This is a genomic window from Actinocrispum wychmicini (assembly GCF_004345645.1).
Taxonomy (GTDB): Bacteria; Actinomycetota; Actinomycetes; order Mycobacteriales; family Pseudonocardiaceae; genus Kibdelosporangium; species Kibdelosporangium wychmicini.
The window spans coordinates 1-16,952 of sequence record NZ_SLWS01000002.1 but is presented as its reverse complement, the minus strand read 5'-3'; the positions used below and the strand labels follow the sequence as shown (position 1 = coordinate 16,952).

21 protein-coding genes are annotated in these 16,952 nt (G+C 64.1%); 16 read left to right on the top strand and 5 right to left on the bottom strand.

What is annotated here, in order from left to right; all coding sequences use genetic code 11:
• Positions 1-21: 21 nt before the first annotated feature.
• The 9 genes from EV192_RS08735 (at position 22) to EV192_RS08695 (ending at position 7,622) form a co-directional block, all read left to right on the top strand.
• Positions 22-228, top strand: coding sequence for a hypothetical protein (locus EV192_RS08735; RefSeq protein ID WP_132113245.1), 207 nt, complete (start codon positions 22-24; stop codon positions 226-228).
• 281 nt (positions 229-509) lie between these two features.
• Positions 510-803: a DUF3558 domain-containing protein gene (locus EV192_RS08725; RefSeq protein ID WP_132113239.1), complete on the top strand. Its 294-nt coding sequence runs from the start codon at positions 510-512 to the stop codon at positions 801-803.
• 379 nt (positions 804-1,182) lie between these two features.
• Complete coding sequence (locus tag EV192_RS08720) at positions 1,183-1,623, top strand: tyrosine-type recombinase/integrase (protein WP_165960288.1); 441 nt, start codon at positions 1,183-1,185, stop codon at positions 1,621-1,623.
• A 444-nt stretch (positions 1,624-2,067) separates the two neighbouring features.
• Positions 2,068-2,463 (top strand): tyrosine-type recombinase/integrase, encoded by a 396-nt coding sequence (locus tag EV192_RS57310; RefSeq protein WP_132113233.1) that lies wholly within the window; start codon positions 2,068-2,070, stop codon positions 2,461-2,463.
• 425 nt (positions 2,464-2,888) lie between these two features.
• On the top strand, positions 2,889-4,280 hold the full coding sequence (locus EV192_RS08710; protein ID WP_132113231.1) for a DUF2637 domain-containing protein: 1,392 nt from the start codon (positions 2,889-2,891) through the stop codon (positions 4,278-4,280).
• A gap of 127 nt (positions 4,281-4,407) precedes the next feature.
• Complete coding sequence (locus EV192_RS08705) at positions 4,408-4,743, top strand: DUF6247 family protein (RefSeq protein ID WP_132113227.1); 336 nt, start codon at positions 4,408-4,410, stop codon at positions 4,741-4,743.
• Positions 4,744-4,871: 128 nt separating this feature from the next.
• Positions 4,872-5,942: an integrase core domain-containing protein gene (locus tag EV192_RS08700; RefSeq protein WP_132113224.1), complete on the top strand. Its 1,071-nt coding sequence runs from the start codon at positions 4,872-4,874 to the stop codon at positions 5,940-5,942.
• Positions 5,943-6,131: 189 nt separating this feature from the next.
• Positions 6,132-6,299 (top strand): hypothetical protein, encoded by a 168-nt coding sequence (locus EV192_RS53680; protein ID WP_165960286.1) that lies wholly within the window; start codon positions 6,132-6,134, stop codon positions 6,297-6,299.
• A 570-nt stretch (positions 6,300-6,869) separates the two neighbouring features.
• Complete coding sequence (locus EV192_RS08695; protein WP_207925942.1) at positions 6,870-7,622, top strand: hypothetical protein; 753 nt, start codon at positions 6,870-6,872, stop codon at positions 7,620-7,622.
• 37 nt (positions 7,623-7,659) lie between these two features.
• Here the strand turns inward: EV192_RS08695 and EV192_RS08690 are convergent, their stop codons facing one another.
• The 3 genes from EV192_RS08690 to EV192_RS08680 form a co-directional block, all read right to left on the bottom strand.
• Positions 7,660-8,823, bottom strand: a complete 1,164-nt coding sequence (locus EV192_RS08690) for an AI-2E family transporter (RefSeq protein WP_165960285.1) — start codon at positions 8,821-8,823, stop codon at positions 7,660-7,662.
• A gap of 88 nt (positions 8,824-8,911) precedes the next feature.
• Positions 8,912-9,562, bottom strand: coding sequence for a hypothetical protein (locus EV192_RS08685; protein ID WP_132113221.1), 651 nt, complete (start codon positions 9,560-9,562; stop codon positions 8,912-8,914).
• 464 nt (positions 9,563-10,026) lie between these two features.
• A complete protein-coding gene (locus EV192_RS08680) occupies positions 10,027-11,325 on the bottom strand; it encodes a wHTH domain-containing protein (protein ID WP_132113218.1) in 1,299 nt (432 codons plus the stop codon).
• A 1,510-nt stretch (positions 11,326-12,835) separates the two neighbouring features.
• Here EV192_RS08680 and EV192_RS08675 point away from each other — a divergent pair.
• Complete coding sequence (locus tag EV192_RS08675) at positions 12,836-13,390, top strand: HD domain-containing protein (protein WP_132113215.1); 555 nt, start codon at positions 12,836-12,838, stop codon at positions 13,388-13,390.
• On the opposite strand, the gene EV192_RS08670 is transcribed toward EV192_RS08675, so the two are convergent.
• The gene (locus EV192_RS08670) at positions 13,387-13,857 is read right to left on the bottom strand and encodes an NUDIX hydrolase (RefSeq protein ID WP_132115185.1); all 471 of its coding nucleotides are present in this window, start codon (positions 13,855-13,857) and stop codon (positions 13,387-13,389) included. The genes EV192_RS08675 and EV192_RS08670 overlap by 4 nt on opposite strands.
• Before the next feature lie 33 nt (positions 13,858-13,890).
• Positions 13,891-14,634 carry a DUF5919 domain-containing protein gene (locus tag EV192_RS08665; protein WP_132113212.1) on the bottom strand — a complete coding sequence of 248 codons (744 nt, stop codon included), beginning with the start codon at positions 14,632-14,634 and terminating at the stop codon, positions 13,891-13,893.
• 233 nt (positions 14,635-14,867) lie between these two features.
• Between EV192_RS08665 and EV192_RS08660 the strand changes: the two genes are divergently transcribed.
• Genes EV192_RS08660 through EV192_RS08635 form a run of 6 tightly spaced genes read left to right on the top strand, consistent with a single transcriptional unit; the run spans position 14,868 to position 16,868 of the window.
• On the top strand, positions 14,868-15,077 hold the full coding sequence (locus tag EV192_RS08660) for a hypothetical protein (protein WP_132113209.1): 210 nt from the start codon (positions 14,868-14,870) through the stop codon (positions 15,075-15,077).
• Positions 15,078-15,079: 2 nt separating this feature from the next.
• The gene (locus tag EV192_RS08655; RefSeq protein ID WP_132113206.1) at positions 15,080-15,550 is read left to right on the top strand and encodes a hypothetical protein; all 471 of its coding nucleotides are present in this window, start codon (positions 15,080-15,082) and stop codon (positions 15,548-15,550) included.
• 59 nt (positions 15,551-15,609) lie between these two features.
• Positions 15,610-15,864 carry a hypothetical protein gene (locus EV192_RS08650; protein ID WP_132113203.1) on the top strand — a complete coding sequence of 85 codons (255 nt, stop codon included), beginning with the start codon at positions 15,610-15,612 and terminating at the stop codon, positions 15,862-15,864.
• Entirely contained in the window at positions 15,864-16,103 is a 240-nt protein-coding gene (locus EV192_RS08645; protein ID WP_132113200.1) for an AMED_5909 family protein, read from the top strand. The genes EV192_RS08650 and EV192_RS08645 overlap by 1 nt, the downstream gene beginning before the upstream one ends.
• Entirely contained in the window at positions 16,096-16,563 is a 468-nt protein-coding gene (locus EV192_RS08640; RefSeq protein WP_132113197.1) for a hypothetical protein, read from the top strand. Before EV192_RS08645 ends, EV192_RS08640 begins: the two co-directional genes overlap by 8 nt.
• A complete protein-coding gene (locus EV192_RS08635) occupies positions 16,560-16,868 on the top strand; it encodes a helix-turn-helix transcriptional regulator (protein ID WP_243726731.1) in 309 nt (102 codons plus the stop codon). Before EV192_RS08640 ends, EV192_RS08635 begins: the two co-directional genes overlap by 4 nt.
• Positions 16,869-16,952 lie beyond the last annotated feature (84 nt).

Below are 16,952 nucleotides of genomic sequence, written 5' to 3'. Positions count from 1 at the left end.
GCACCCGGTGAGGAATGCGAGATGATCATTCCCGGTCGCGCGCAGTTCTTGGCCAATCTGGCGATGGTTAGCTATGTGATGGTCTTCCCGGACTGTTCGGTGTGTCTACCCGGGCGCCTGACCCTCTACGTCGATACACGCACCAACGAATTCGCCCCCATCCCCGAACTGCCGCCCGACTTCGACACCCCCTCGGCCCACAGAGACGACAAGACGCCCAGGAGTTGATCTCGTGCTTGGCCAGCCAGGGGTTCGAATAGCGATATGGGTGTTGGCTTGGGGCGGTGTCAGCGTTGTCCTGCTCTTGCGATGATCACCCGGCAGGGTTGTCCATCAGGTATATCGCCAACGCCCAACCACTACGGCCGCTGCCAGCGCTGATCACCAATAAGGACGAACTCGCCCGTGTCGACATCCGTCGACGCCCGCGTTTGGGCGGCATTCTCAACGAGTATCACCATGCCGCCTGACCTGCGTGGATGACATTCTCGGCAGGCGCAACCTTGTGGGTGACCACCTTCGTTGAGCCGCAGTGGGGCCTGGCGAAGCTGGTCACCGAACACGCCCAGGGCGCCTCACCCGAGTACTGGAAGCCGGACACGATGGCCGGCCATCCGGTGATCTACTACACCGGCCAGGGTTCCCCGGAGTTCTGCAACCTCGCGATCGGCATCACCGACACCAGCTACGTCGGCGTCAACGTGCTCCAGTACAACGTCATCTCGCCTCGGGAGCAGGGCTCATGCAAGGCGACGACAGCGGTCGCCGAACAGGTCCTGGCCACGATCACCGGCAGGAAGTAGACGCCACGCGGTGAACCGCACCGGTGGTGATGGCGACACTGACGTGGCCCGGCGTCTCGACATGCGCGAGCGGCCCTGCCCGTCACTCACATCGGTGATATTTCTCGATGTTCTCTTCGGATCGTTTGCTTGCGGGCGTATCTGACGTGAGATGAGGTGTGCTGGCGCGGAACGACTTGGCTGTTGTTCAGGGCGTTGTGTGTAGACGATCTGGATGCGGGGTCTGTGATGCGGCCCGGTCGACGCTCAGTGGCAGCGCCGTGGGTAGGGCTCATAGATCGATATGTGAAGGGACCTCATGATGGACAGGCGAGGAAACGTGTGCAAACGGTGTGGTTGTCGCGTCGACGGGCGTCGCCTCGGTCGAGGGTGTCCGCGGTTGAGTGAGCGTGGGCATGGGTCGTGGTATTTCTCGTTCGAGTTGCCGGTTGGCCGGGACGGGACGCGGCAGCGGGTGCGGCGTGGTGGGTTTCGGACGCGTGTTGCGGCTGAGCAGGCGCGCGACTATCTGCTGGGTGCGGATGTGGATCCGGATCTCAGCGTGGTGACGGTGGGGCAGTGGCTGGATCTCTGGCTTGAGACCCGCCAGTCGCTGGCTGTGTCGACTCGCCGTCTGTATGTGCAGCATGTCCGGGACTATCTCAAGCCGTACCTGGGTGGGATTGTGTTGAAGGACTTGACCGTGGGCAAGATTCAAGCCATGTTCGCAGCGTTGATGCGGATGCCGACCGCGCGGGGCAAACCGTTGTCGGCCGCGACGTTGCAGCGTATTCGGGGTGTGCTGCGGGTGGCATTAATGGTGCGATCCGGCGTGGTCTGATCGAGCAGAACCCGGCTCGGTGGGTGGAGTTGCCGTCCGGGCGTCGGCCGAGAGCGGTGGTGTGGACCGAACCTCGGGTCGCTCACTGGCAGGCCACTGGAGAGCGGCCGTCGGTGGCGGTGTGGACGGTCGCGCAGACTGCGGCGTTCTTGGACCACGCCCGTGGCCATCATTTGTATCCGCTGTACTTTGTTGGTCGCGTTGCTGGGTCTGCGCCGCGGTGAGGCGGCGGGGTTGCGGTGGTGCGACATCGATCTGGATGCGCGGGTGTTGATGGTGTCGCATCAGGGTTCAGGATCACAATGGCAAGACTGTGATCTGTCCACCGAAGACGGAGTCGAGTGTGCGCGTGGTCGCGTTGGATCATGTGCTGGTGGCGGTGTTGCGGCGCTTGCGTGACGCGCAGGAGCGTAAGCGTCTCGTGGACGGCGTGCTGACGGGTTCTTGTTTGTCAACAAGTATGGTGATCCGTTGAGTCCAGGCTATCTGACCCACACGTTCCGGAAGGTGGCGGCACAGGCTGGGCTTCCGCCGATCAGGTTGCATGATCTGCGGCATGGTGCGGCTAGTCTGTCGCTGGCGGCGGGCAACGAGCTGAAGACGGTGCAGGACATGCTGGGACATTCGAGCATCGTGCTCACCGCGGACACGTACACCAGTGTGTTGCCATGCTTGGCGCACAAGGCGGCGGAAGCGGCCGTAGATCTGGTATTGCGTGCTGCGCAACGGACGGCGCGCAAGTTGCGAGGTCGGCCCCGGCGTGGTCGCCGACGCTCGCGTGCCGGAGTGACGCCGATAGTGATGCCGCCGCGGACACGGGCGCGGGTGAAGGTGGCGTAGCGAGCAGATCGATCAGAAAGACCAACTCATATGTGAGGAGTTGTTGCCACAACCGAAGAAGCGTCTGGCTGAGCGACGTTCAGGCCACCGGACGAGGAAGTCCGCAGATGACATGGCGACTGCGGACGGGGTCTGCTGTTCCAAGCTTGAGCAGCCGGTTGTCCCCGGATGGGCGGCAGACTGTGACGCCGCGGGCGTGCCGTGGCGGCGAGATCGAAGCGCTGGGAGCGTGAGTTCGTCGATATAGGGTGGGGCTTCTGAACGCGTTCAGTGAACAGCTGCACCGAGGCGAGGTGCTGCGTGCGCGAAATGGATTGTCGCAGGTCGGATGCGAAGTCTGGCAAGACGACCTCGGCGCATCACGGACGCGTTGGCGGCCAACCGTGGCCACCCGCCGGCCCCACCATAGATCAACGGCGACCAGCATGATCCTCAACGATGAGAGGATTGGCTGGTCGCCGCCGACTTTCTCGGGTGCGCCGCCAGGGACTCGAACCCCGAACCCGCTGGTTAAGAGGAGGCCGTGTCAGGTGGTGACGAATAATGGTGTTCTACAGTGTTTTCGCACGTCGTGTCCATTGTGGCTTGCCGGGTCGTGTCGCGAGGTGTTGTGTTGTTTCGGTCCTCTCGGGCTCTCCTCGGGCTCGCACGTGCCGGGTTCTGTCGGATCGTTCACCGGCAGGAGGGTGGTCGTGATGAGCATGGTGGCAGCGGCAGCCACGACTGCGGGAGGAATCTCAGCAATGATGTCCTCATCGGACGAGTTCTCGGCGGGGGAACGTGTGCGCAGGTTGAGTTCGGGACAGCTCGCAGCTGTGGCTGCGGCGGTGGTTCTGGGTGTGGTGGTAGCCGGTTATGGGTTGGCAGGTTCGTATGTGACGGTGTCTGAGTTGGCTGCGCGGCAGGGTGTGCCGTTGGCAGACTGGGTGCCGGCCGGTATCGACGGTGGCTTGATCGCTGTGGTGGTGCTGGCTTGGATCGGCGCGCCGGTCGGGTGGCTGCGGCAACTCGTTCGTGTGCTGTCGGTTGGCACGATCGCTGCGAACGCGGCGGGCGGATGGCCGGACTGGATCGCGGTTGGGTTGCATTCGGCGGCCCCGTTGATGCTGCTGGCGATCGTCGAAGCAGGCCGTACGGTACTGCTTCGGCGGATAGGCCAGGCCAACAACACGTTGCGCGACGCGATCCCATTGGTTCGATGGGCGTTGGCGCCATGGCGGACGTGGTTGTTGTGGCGGCGGATGGTGTTGTGGCAGCTGACCAGCTATCGCCAGGCAGTCGACACAGAGTTGGAGTTGCGTCGGGTGATCGCTCTGCTTCGGAGGCGTTACGGTCGGCGGTGGCGGCGACTGGCTCCGGCGGATGTGGTGTGGTTGCTGCGTGCCGGTGTCCACGCGAGCGATGCGTGTGCGCGTGTGCTCGCTGCGGTCCAGGCTGAGGGCGCTGTTGCGGAGATGCCATCGGCGCCGTTGACCCCGGCGCCCGGCGCTCACTCGGAGAGCACCACAGAGCAGTCGACGGTTCATGTAGTGGCGGAGTCGTCGCGGCAGGTTGAGCGCGAGGCGGTACCTCAGTTGCCGGTGGGGCGGGCTGATCGGGGTCGGTTCTCCGAGGCGGTTCGGCTCAATCGCGAGCATTGGGTGAGGACTGGTCGGCCGATCTCTGCGGAGACTCTGCGCAAGCGGTTGCGGCTGGGTGCGGCGCGGTCCCGCGAGTGGTGTCGAGTCATTCGTGCCGAGGACCGAGTGGCGGTGTGTGGTGCTGGGGCGTTGGGCAGGTCCGATCTCGCAGCGCTCGCCCCTGATCTGCGTGGATGACATTTGGTAGCGCGGTTTCGACCGGGGCCTCATCACCGGGAACGTCACCTACGCGACGTGCTCGACGTCTATGCCGCCTTTCAGAACGCCGGGCGCAGTCACCAGAGCGATGGGTTATGGTTTGCGTGTGACTGCCGCAGCAGCTCCTCAACCTCGGCACGGCCGGAGCGGACCGCCGTTCGCCAACGCCACCGCCGCCGAGGTGCGCGCTGCCCTCATTCCGGAGGAGGCCGAGGAGTTCGCACGGGACTGGCGCGCGGCTCTGGCCATCGCCGCCGATACGCTTGACCTGGCCCCTGTCCTGGAGACCCTTGAGGACTGGCGGACGGTCGCGCAGCTCACCGCCGCAGCTGGACCTGAAGGGCACCGGGCGATGTACCGGCGGGCCGCGGGCAGGCTCACCGGGCAGCGGGTCCCCGACGACGAGCCTGTGTCTGAGACCAAGGCACGCCTGGGCCTGTAACCGCGTGTACGAAGTCACCACCGACGAGCAGTCGCAGGCCCAAGTCGACGCTCTACCGGCCTGTCCTGGTCGAGAACGCGGCCATCTGGTTTGACCTGGGCGTTCGTGGTGTCTGAAGATCGGCGTTCGTGTCTGTTGGTCTGGTCTATCGGCTCGTTGTCCAGGTGCTGTCGTGGCTTGCTCTGTTCGCTCGATCGTCGGCGTCGAAGGACGCGGAGATACTCGCATTACGGCAGGAGGTCGCCGTATTACGGCGGGTCAATCCGAGGCCGCGCCTGTCCTGGTCAGATCGGGCGGTCTTGGCCGCGCTGGCCCGGCTGCTTCCCACCGCGCTGCGCGCCTGCCGGATGGTCACGCCGGGAACGTTGCTGCGCTGGCACCGTCGATTGGTCGCAGCGCGATGGCGGCAGCCGAGGCCGCCGGGTCGTCCGCCGATCGGCGACGAACTGGTAGCTCTGATTGTGCGTCTGGCGAAAGAGAACCGGACCTGGGGTGTGGTTCGTGTCCAGGGCGAGTTGCGTCGCCTCGGCCATCGAGTCGCTGCCTCCACCATCCGTAGGATCCTGCGCGCCAACAAGGTCCCGCCATCGACCCACCGCGACGACAGTTGGCGCACTTTTCTCCGCGCCCAGGCCGAAAGCCTGATTGCTGTCGACTTCTTCCACGTCGATACCGTGGCGTTGAAGCGGTTGTATGCCGCGTTCGTCATCGAGATCACGACACGCTGGGTCCACTTGCTCGGCATTACAGCGCATCCGACGGGGGACTGGGTGGTTCAGGTGGCCCGTGGTCTTGCCGGTGATCTGGAGGAGGTCGGCCACCGATTCAGGTACCTGATTCGCGACCGTGACGCCAAGTTCAGTGCTGCTTTCGGCGCGGTCTTCGCGTCTGTCGGCATCGAGATCGTGCTCACCGCGCCGCAGGCCCCGCGGATGAACGCTTTCGCTGAGCGCTGGATTGGCTCTGTCCGCCGGGAGTGTACTGACCGGATTCTCATCACCGGAGAACGTCATCTGCGCCAGGTGCTCGACGTCTATGTCACTCACCACAACGCCGGGCGCAGCCACCAGGGTGCCGGGATGCTTCTGCGTGCTCCTGACGATGAACCAACCGTGGTCCCGTTCCCTGCACGGTTCGATCGGATTCGGCGCCGACAACGCCTCGGCGGACTACTCAACGAATACCAACCCGCCGCGTAAACGCCCAGGCCAGAACCGATAGCGAGGTTCTCGACTAGGACAGGCCACGAAGGTCAAACTGAACATGTTCAAGAGTCGCGGCCAACTATTTGAACATGTTCAGGACTGACGCCGGATCCCCGGCACCCTGTCGGCGAAGTCCCAGCTCACAGCACGGACCTAGTTTTTCGGCACGCACAGCACTACGCGGTGCGGGATCTCATGCACGAGGCCGCGGACGATATGGACGCCGATGACGGCCTGGACGTGGACGAGTTGTCGTTCGTCCGCAGCCTCAACGCCGTCCGCCGCCAGGTCACCAACCAGGCGGGTTTTTCCCCCTCACCGCCTGACGAACGCGATCATCGAGACCTGTGACGAGATCCGGCAACGCCGCACCCGGGGACGTCGGCAACGCTCGTATCCCCGCGTGGTCAAACGAATTCAGGTTGGCGACAAGCTGACCAAACGTCCCAGCCACACCGGCACCCGCTACGACCAACCCCCTGAACTGCACATCTTCGGCAAGATCGCTTAACTAAGCGGCATTGATGTTGACCATGGCCGATGTCTCCTCCGCGGTAGACCACTCATGGGCGCGACAGCGGTGACTCATGCGCCGCCAGGGTCTGGAGCGGTCCTTCGTCCACCGGACGGTGTTCCGAGCCCGATCGCGGAAGGAGCAATGCCGTGACAGCACCAGTATAGACCCGCATTGGACACGAGCGGCGCCGAGTTCTCGGACGGGGACCGTCGAGCATTATCGGGTGATCCAGAATTGCCGGGCCGGCCTGAGTTTGAATCGGGTCGAATTGGTCACATATCCGGCACGCCGGGTCAACCGGTGTAGTGTTCGAGATGGTTGTTCCTGACCGCCGGTGACCGCTCCTGCGGGACGTTCGAGTTTTGCGCTCGACCACCATCGGTCTCAGTTCCAAGAAAGTCCTCATGCGATACAGTCGCACAATTCTCGCCTTTGCCGGAACGGCAACTCTTGCCACCGGCACGGCCCTGCTCGTACCCGCGACCGCCGAGGCGGCAGTCGCATGTGACGAGACATCCCTCGTCACGGCGGTGACGGCGGCCAACGCGGCCGGCGGTGGGACAGTGACCCTGACCCCGGGCTGCACGTACACCCTCACGGCCAGCCATGGCAGCGACGGTGTGAACGGCCCTGCCGGGCTCCCGGTCATCACCACACCTATCACCTTCGAGGGCAACGCCAACACCATCACCCGCGCCGGTACGGCGTCGGCGTTCCGGATCGCCCAGGTCGGGCCCACGGGCGGAATCACGCTCAAGGCGGTCACCGTCAGCGGCGGCCACGCCGCGGCGACAGGCCACAACAACGGCGGTGGGATCCTCAACTTCGGTGCGGTCACCCTCACCGGCAGTCAGCTGTCCGGCAACGCCGCGGACGGTCTCGGCGGTGCCGTCTACAGCACCGGTACGCCGGCGGCCGCGACGTTCACCAGCAGTACCGTCAAGTCCAACACCGCCCACCAGGCCGGCGGCATCGCGAGCGTCAACGGGACGCTCACGATCACCAGCAGCATGGTAACGCTCAACTCCTCGGTCGTGAATCCCGGTGGGATCTACTACGTCGCCGGCTCGGCGACACTCAACACCTCCACGGTGACGGCCAACACCCCGACGAATTGTGTCAGCAGTCCGTCTCCTGTTCCGGGTTGTATCGGATAACAGGGAAAGCCGAATGAACAGGCCGGGCCGCCCGTCTTCACGGGTGGCCCGGTTTATTTGTGAGCGCGGCCGGCTCACGGCCGGATGCCTCGACCTCGGTTTGGTCGGCGGTTTCGTTGCGCAGAGAGCGGATACCTGAGTTGAGCACCGCGAGCAGCGGGACGGCGAGCAGTGCGCCGGGGATGCCGGCCGCGACCAGGCCGACCGCGATGGCGAGTACCACGGCGAGTGGGTGGAGTTGGACGGCTCGTCCCAGCAGCAGGGGTTGCAGTACGTGGGCCTCCAGTTGCTGGACGCCGATGACGATGCCCAGCAGTACCAGCGCCTGCACCGGTCCGTTGGCGACCGGGGCGATCAGCACGGCGATGCCGCCGGCGAGTATCCCGCCGACGATCGGGATGAACGCGCCGAGGAAGACCAGTGCGGCCAGCGGGATCGCCAACGGAACACCGAGGATGACCAGGCCGGTCCCGGTGCCGACCGCGTCGACTGTGGCCACCGCGACCGTCGCTCGCACGTAGCTGGCCAGGGCGCGGCGGCCGGCGACGTCGATCCGGGCGTGGACCCGGTGCGGGGCGGCGCGTAGCAGGAACGCCCAGATCCGGGATCCGTCGGACAGCAGGAAGATGAGCACGAACAGGATCAGCAGCATCTGACCGAGGGCCTCGCCGATGGTCGCGGCGGTGGTCAGGGCTCCCGAGGTGATGCCGGTCTGGGTGTTGGTCACGGTGGTGAGCAGGTTGTCGACGACGGTTCGTACTTGCTCGGCACTCAGATGCAACGGGCCGGTGGTGAGCCATTTCCCGACGGTGTCGAGGCTGGTGCCGAGCTGGACTCGCAGGGCCGGCAGGCCGTTGACAAAGGTGATGATCACGAACGTGAGCAACCCGCCGAGTACCGCGAGGCCGCCGATGAGGACCACGACGACGGCCAGCGGTCGGGGTACTCGATGGTTGACCAGGTATCCGACGGCAGGTGCGAGCAGGGCGGCCAGCAGCAGGGCGATGGCGATCGGGACGATCACCGCGCCGAGATAGCCGGCGACGAAACCGATCACGTACAGGGCGCCGGCGACCACCAACAACCGCCAGCCCAGTGCGGCGCTCACCTGCAAGAGCCTCGGCACGACCGGCAAGGCGTCGCCGACCGGGTGTGGACTCTCCGCGGGGTGACGCTGCGGGCCGGTATCCGAAACGTCCACTGTGGTACCTCTCGACCTGGCGTTATGGGCGTGCACACATGCCGCCGAGGTCCGGAGCGGTTGTGCCTCAATGGTAGACCTGGGCCTGCTATCTCGGGATGTGGTCGCGTCCCGGTGCTTTTTGGCGGGTACTGGCCGAGTAGTGCGCGACGCCGATCGCACCGGTGATCGCGAGGACGAATCCGGCGACGGCCGGGACCGTGAAACCGCCGCGGACACGGTCGTCGAGGTAGACGAGCCCGATCAGCGACGAGAGTGCTGTGTTGGTGGTGAACATGATGGACGTGACCGCTGTCGGTCTGCCCTTCTGCAGGGCCATCGCGAACACCACGGCCGCAGTGAGTCCATTGAGGACGGTGGACCAGACCGGCGGTTCCAGGATGAGCCGCCAGATCGCGTCCGGGGGATTCAGCGTTCGCGCCGAGATGCCGACGACACTGAAGCCCAGGCCGGCGCCGAGCGCCAGCATCAGCGCCGCCCACCTGTCATCGCGGCGTTTGGCGTAGCCGGCGATGGCCGCTACCGGCGCCGCCATCCCCAGCAGGATCCAGTGCCACCCGGGTCGCAGGGCGGCCGCCGGGCTCGGATCCGCCGACACGCCCAGCAGGATCAGGCCGGCCGCGCCGATACCCAGCGTGACCCAGCCCGCCCCGGCCAAGCGGGTACCCTTGAAGGTGGCGATCGTCGCGGTCACGCCGCTGCTGAACGCGAGCAGCGACTGGACCAGGAACAGCGGCAACAGGTGCAGGGCGGCGGCCGCGGAGTTGCCATGGGTGAATGTGGTCCGCGTGCGCGTGCCACGGTATCTCTCCCGGTGAGCGCGGCGGTGACGTTGCCCCGGGACACCCCATGATCTTTCTGAAAGGACCTTCCATCAGTACCGTAGTGCAAGCGGAACAAGGCCTGTTCAGTCATCCGTGCACCTACCAGTGGAACGGCGAGACTGATCCGCTCGCGGAGCACCGCGCCTCACGCGAGAACCTGTTCAGTGAACCGGTCGAACCGACGCGCGTCGCCGACCCCGACGGTCAGGACAGCCGTCCGCCCCGCGACCCGTTCGTTCGGACTCCGTCACCACGCTGACACTGTGATCGGCCCTGCATCAAGGCCGGCCACACGGTCCGCGGTCCCGCGCCGGGACTGGCCGCGATCTCGCTCTTGGATCGACCTGCGAGCCGCTAGATCTCTGTCAGATCCACTATCTCAAACGTCCTCCTGCCCATTGGCTCCTTCTCCCACTGTCCACAGTGGGGGTGCGACACGAGGCACTCGTGCAAGAGCTGTGCGCACGAGTTCCGTGGGGTCGGGGACGTCCAGCCGCGCGTTTGTGAGGCGGGTCACGACCTCGAGAATATCGAGGCGGAGTTTCCGCGCCGCACGGATCAGGAACGTGAGGGTCACCGGTTCCGCTCTGGTCAGCCACGGATGTGTACCGTCAAGGTATCGGCTGAGAAGCTTGAGATCGATCAGCGTCGGGCGGTCGGGCAAAGTGCTCGTCGGTGGCGGGTCGAACCCGTAGGCTCGTAGCCGGTCAGCGATCTCTTCGGCGGTGCGACCGTGCCGTTGCGCAGCGTCGAGAATATGACCGGGCGCGATCGGATCCTCAGTGGTGAGCCACGGTGGTTCCTCGTCGAAGCCTTCGCTGAGAAGCATGAGATCACCGACTTCAGGCCTGTCCGGAAGTTCCGCCGGGATGGTCAGTTCGTAGTTGGCCATGCGATCGGCGGCTTCACGAACGGTCCAGCCGTAATGATGGGACAACGCGACGAGGTGACCTGCGGGAACGGGTTTGTCGGTGTCGATCCAGGAGCCCTCGCCGTTGAGCTCCCTTCGAAGAAGGGCAAGTTCGCTCTCACCCGCGCGTGCCGGGAGATTCTCGATCGGACTCACGTCGAATCCGTACTCGCGAAGTCGAGCCGCGATGTCAGCACAGGCGAGGCCAAGTATCGCCGAAGCCTTGACGACGTGATGCCGCCGAACCCGGGCCGTAGGCTTGAGCCAAGGTTCGTCACCGTCCGCGTCTCGGCAAAGGATCTTGACGTCATGGTCGAGTACCGGTTCGGGAATCGAACGCGCGCGTAGGCCGTAGACAGCGAGACGTTCCACGACCTCTTGGACGGGCCTGACCAGCCGCCGAGACACCGCCAGTATGTGTCCGGGGGGCACGATTTCGCTGCTGTCCAAGCCTCTCAACAGGACCGCGTCCTGCTCTGCGGGCTGTTTCGGCAGGTGGTCGGCATTGCGTACGTGATAGCCGAGTTCGCTGAGCCGCCGAACTGCGGTGTCGCAACTGATCCTCATCCGCTGGTGGGCCAGAACGATGTGCTCGGGCTCCACCGGCTTGTCGACCGTGAGCCAGAGCGGGCGGCCGTCGAGGCTGCTACTGAGCAGCGCGCGATCGGTCGTGTTCAGGTCCAGCGTCACGTCGCCGGTGAAGTGTTCGACCGTGACGCCGTTCGCGCCCAGATCAATTGCCCGTTGTGCCGCCTCGCGCGGGGTCATACCGGTCCCTGCGGCTATCGACAGCAGATGTCCATGCGGTGGCGGGATGTCTATGTCCGGCTTCCCACTGTGCGACCACGATTCCAGGTCGAAGAAGTACGCGGCGTCCGACGGCCGGGCCGGCAGGATCGGACCCGGTGATCGGATGTCCGGACAGACAGCTGCCAACTGGTCGATCAGAGTGTCGCCGTGCGCCAGTAGGCGCCACAACGTGAGGTGGTCGGGCAGGTCGTCCACGTCGACCGTGGGCAAGGATCCACCAGGCGGTCCGGGGCTGGCGTGGGTTTGCGGAGACCATGCCTGGTCCTCTTCATCTTGGACGCCCAAGAGCTTCGCGTCCAGGGGAAACCACCCGGTCTTCGACATGTCGATGACCCGGTTGCCCAGCGGAAGACTCACCCGGACCCGGGCGGCCTCCCTGGTCACCAGGTCGGCGATGCCGGGGCTGAGCTCGGCAAGGTGGGAAAGCCACCCAGCACGGAAGAAGGACGGCATCTTTCGCCCGGCTTTCCCCGGCCTGCGGGTGTAACCCCGCGTACCTGTCCTGACCTGCTGGTTTGTGCTCGTTGCGTCCGGTTGCGGCGGGACGTGGCTGGACGTGGGACGGCCTGTAGACGGCCTGGCCTTGCCTGCCCTGGTCCCTTTGGGACGGTCGGGGCCGTAGGTCTGGTTCAGGTCGTAGCGGGTCCAGAGGGTGAGCTGGAAGGCGGGGAACAATGCGAGCTGTCCGGTCATGGTGGCCTCCTCGGTGACGGGCGGTGTGGAGGTGATTGGGGCGGTCCCTGCCCGCCCCCTCACCCCTCGCCCTTGCCGCGCGTTAGCACCGGGTCGTCGTTGTCAAGAGTGGACGCTTGCGTCCATCGCGGAGCTTGCGGAGCGACGCCGTTAGGCGCTCTTGATGGCGGCGGGCCGGTGTTAAATGATCAAAGGAGAGGGACCTTTGGTGACCTCGCGTTGCGGTCGTTGTTGCTGTGCCCGTATCGGTAGGGGGCTGGAAAGTGAGACGGCGGGAGCGGCGCAGGGTGACCATGCTGGAAGTACGCCCATAAAAGTCGTTGGGGTAGTTGTGGTGCTGCCCGGGTGGATTCCGCGGCTGGTGCTGGCCTGTGTGGGTCACTGTGTTCGTGGGTTGTCGACCCGTCGGCTCCGCGTGGTTGGAGCTGGCGGGTTGACGTGTGTTCGGGGTGTGTTGAGGGGCTGGTGTGTGGGGCCTGTGCGCCGTCGTCGGCTGCTGGGACTCACGCGTGCAGCTTGGGGCTCGGCGGGCGGCCGACCGGGCGGAGCGGAGCGGGAGCCCGGTCGTGTCGCGATGCCGCTGGCCCGAGCTGCGAGCGTGATGCGCGCCGGCGGCGGCGGCGCGCCTTGATCCCATAGAGCCAAATTCGGCAACACACGACGGACGCAATCGGACGGACACAATCGACAGACACGAGAGGGCGCCCCACGCGCGGGTAGACGGATAGTCCTCCGGCGTTGAGCGTGACCGGTTGTGTGCTCCTACAATGGCATTATGGGTATCGAGACGTGGGCACGTGAGATAGCGCGGACGCGACTTGAAGTAGCATTGCCGCGTCGGTGGGCGCATGTGCAAGGTGTAGCAGTTCGAGCGGCCGAAGTTGCTGCACTGTTCGGGCATGACGCTGACTTGCTTGTCGCCGCAGCCCTGTTGCACGATGTCGGTTATGCTCCCGACGTCGTACAGACCGGATTTCACCCGCTTGACGGTGCGCAATACCTCGAAGGCTTGAATGCAAATAGCAGGCTTTGCGCCCTGATAGCCCGTCACTCCAACGCGATCCAAGAGGCAAAGTTGCGCGGTTTGGAGTCGACGCTTGAGGGTTATCCGGATGAGCGCACAGCTCTTCGTGACGCCCTTTGGTGGGCAGACATGACAACCGCGCCAGACGGGCGGCCGACGACAATAGATGATCGCCTGAGTGAAGTTCGGCGCCGCTATGGTGCCGACCATCTAGTGTCGAAGGCCATTGAAGCATCCACTCCCGAATTGCAGGGTGCTGCTGAGCGAACCTGCCGGCGAGTAAAGCAAGGTATCCCGCCAGGCTAGCTAAAGTAGGCCGCTTCCTGACGTGTTAGTCCATGGTCGATGCGCAAGCGAATAGACGGATGCATGTCAAGACCCCTCAAATCCTTGAGGCTGATCCATTGCACCTCGCTTGACTCACTGCTGGTCTGAAGAGTGCCCGAGATAGGCTCTGCTCGGAAGCAAATAGAAAACTCCTGCTTTACCTCGCCGTCCGTGTACGCTATAACGTGCTTCGGGTCGGAATAGACCCCAATCACTCCGACCACTCGAACGGTAATGCCGGTCTCTTCTCGAACCTCGCGAACAGCCGTCTGCGCAAGCGACTCGCCGACTTCTTGACCGCCTCCAGGGATCGAGTACAGGTTATTGTCCGTGCGCCGAATGAGGAGAAGCTCACCAGTCTTGTTCTGAATAACAACACTTACCGCGACAGTAATACTATTTGCTACGGGAGCGCCGGGGTCGTTATAGAAATCTTTGCGTGACAAGAGGAACCTTTCCAAGGTGAACCAGTCCACAAACTACCAAACCGGGAGTGTTGAGCCCTTCCATACTGATTCGAAGCTTTCTGAGTATGTTTCAAACAAGCTACCACTCGAAAGCTGCCGTAGGTGTATGACGGGAGCGTGAGCGGCCATAAAGCCGTAAACGTGTGTATTTACGAGCATGTCCTGGTCGAATCGATAAATTGAGTTGTAGAGAATGGTCGAGTGACAACGAACCTCAATGCCAGATTCGCCGTTAATAGCCTTGAAGAAGGCGAGTGCGTTGCGCACTTTCGCCCCCATTGTGCCGGTGCCAATATTCTCGTCATTACCCCGTTTCTCGACCTCATCACTGTCGGGCTCCCCAAGTAGTATGCGAATTCTCGCACCAGCCATGGCTTTCCCGCGAAGTCTGCGGATCATCTTGGGGTCTTCGGTCATAAAAAGCCCCGAATACACCAAAATCTCAATGTGGTCATTGGCGTTGTGCAGCAACGTATCCCATACTTCACGCGGGAGTGCATGTCGGTGCGGATATATCTTTACCACCTCGGACTCGGCGATTTCTGCTACCCGCTCAGGGGCGATTGCGTCCGGCCATAGGTAGTTCTCCGACTCGTGAACAAGGGCAGAGATTGTGTGGCGATGCTTCGCGTACGGTGTACGCCCTTTGGTGATCCAACGCTCAACCGTCTTGTAGTCAACGCCGATCTTGGCCGCTACGTCGGCGGGCGCCAACCCCCTCCTGAACAGGGCATCTCGTAGACGTTCGTTCGGCACGCGGGACCTCCCAGGGACACGAGGGACGACTTGAGTGTACCAGGGACGTCCCAAGAAATCCTCTGGTGCGGTGGGTACGTCCCACGTTTTCGTCGAAAGTGGTAGGTGCCGGGAACGTCAGGACGAGTACAGGAGGTGCTGAGGATGATCAGCCAAAGCGGACCCCAAGCGCAACGTAGGTCCGGGTACGGACGTGGTGACTGCTGAGTGCTGCCGTGGGAGACGTAGTACTGGTGCACATCACGAACGACTTGCCGGTTCGCCTGCGAACGCTCGGTTTCGCCGACCGCGTGGAGGTGCGCTTTGGCAACGCCTTCCCGATCGTATTGCTGGTGGATCGTACGGCGCTTGACTCGCTGATTGACGTGCTTACGCGGGGGCGTTCTGAACTTGTGGACCATGAAGCAGGAAGCAACGATACACAACAACCAGTGAAGGACTAATGATGGCTATTCCCAAGGGTCACCGGTTTCCGATTTCGTTTGATGAGGCGTTCCCGAAGGGTCTGGTGTTGGTCGGTGAGGTGTTGCCGGACAACGAGTATCAGTCTCGGGAGGACAGGGCGTCGGGTCGGCCGGTGCGGCAGAAGAGTGACGAGCTGACGGGCAAGCGGCAGTGGAAGATCAACGTGACGGACCCGGATGAGGGCAACGCGAAGCGGGCGTCGTTCACGATCACGTTGGTCGGTGACGTTCAGCCGGTCCCGACTACGAGTGAGGTGTTGCCGGGGATGCGGCCGATTGAGTTGGAGGGTGTGACGGCTGAGCCTCGGCTGGCGGGTAACGGTGAGTTCAAGTACCAGTCGTACGCGTTCCGGGCGACCGGGTTCAAGGCGGCCGGTGCGGGTGCGGGCTCGCGTGCCTCGGGTGGTGGCAAGGCGGCATCGGCCGGTGATGCGTCGAAGTCGGCGGCGTGATGTCTGGGCTAGGTCAGGTGTTGTGGGCGGTGGGTCCGGAAGCGACAGTGGAGGTATTGGTGGGGAGTAAGAACGATCCGCCGGGCCTGTCACTGTCGCTGGACCCGGGCGAAGTGTTGATCGCGTCACCGGCTGGGAAGGGTGACCGCGCGATGTTCGCGGCGTTCCTGTTGGACCTGGCGGATGCGGCCATGGTGTTGGCGGAACGGCTGGACCCGGACGGGATGCCCGCGCCTGCTGAGGCGGGTGACCGCAGTGGACGTTGTTTCGTCGCGCGTGATCCATTCGGCGATTCGGGCGGCGGGTATCAGTGATGGACATGCAGGGGCCGGGTGATTCCCCGAGTGTGTTGGCGGTGGCGTTGGCTGACCTGCGGTCGGCGCGGCCTACCGAGTCGGCGACCAGGGTGCAGTGGGCGGCCTGGTATCTGCGGCAGGCCAACATCCTGGATGAGATCGCTCGGGTTGATTCGTCGCATACGGCGTCGGCGCGGCGTGAGGCTGAGGCGGCGCGGGAGTGTGCCCGTGAGTTGTTGGAGGGCGGCCGTGACTAGGAAGGAGTACAGCGCGGTCGATGTCGCTTGGAAGGTGGTTGAGGTGCTGGCGAATCGGCCGAGCGGGGGGCCGCTTGTTGATCGGGTGCGTTGGCATGAGCGCAACGCCAAGGTCCTGTTCGAGCTCGGCGGGTTGTACCCGGTGCTGGCGCGGGATGCGAACGTGGCTGCTCGCCGTGAGCTGCAACAGGCTGAGCGGATTGGTGAGCAGGGGCAGGAGGCGGCGACGGGTACGGATCGGGCGGCTGAGTTCGCGCGCAGGATCGTTCAGTTGGTCGAGAACCGGCCGAATGACTCGGTTCCTGTTGAGGAGCGGGCGGAGTGGCATGAGGCGAATGCCGATGTGTTGATCGACATCGGGAAGATGTACCCGGTGCTGGCGCGAGAGGCGTTCGTGGCTGCTCGCCGTCAACGTACCCGTGCTCAGGCGATTCGTGAGCAGGACAGGGCGACGTCATGATCAGGCAACGGCGCGGCGGGCTTGCTACTCGGCGGGAGGTGCTGGCACATACCCAGGAAAGCTTCGCGTATGCGTTGGGTGTTGACCGGTCCACTGTGAGCCGGTGGGAGCGTGGCGAGTCGGTTCCCGAACCGCTACGTCGCCGTCAACTCGCGGCGGTGTTGAAGGTGTCTCTGGAGGAGCTTGACGTGCTTCTTCGGAGGAGTGGTGATGGTTTGTCCGGCAGGGCGGCGGGTGTCTCGGGTGGCTGCCTGGAACCCGCCGTCATGCCTGGACACGACCTTAGGAATATCGAGGAGGTGTGAGAGATGACTGTACGGGGGTCGCGGCGCTTTGGGGAGGGCGTGACCACCTTGCAACAGGCGTACTCGGTGACACCGATGACGCCA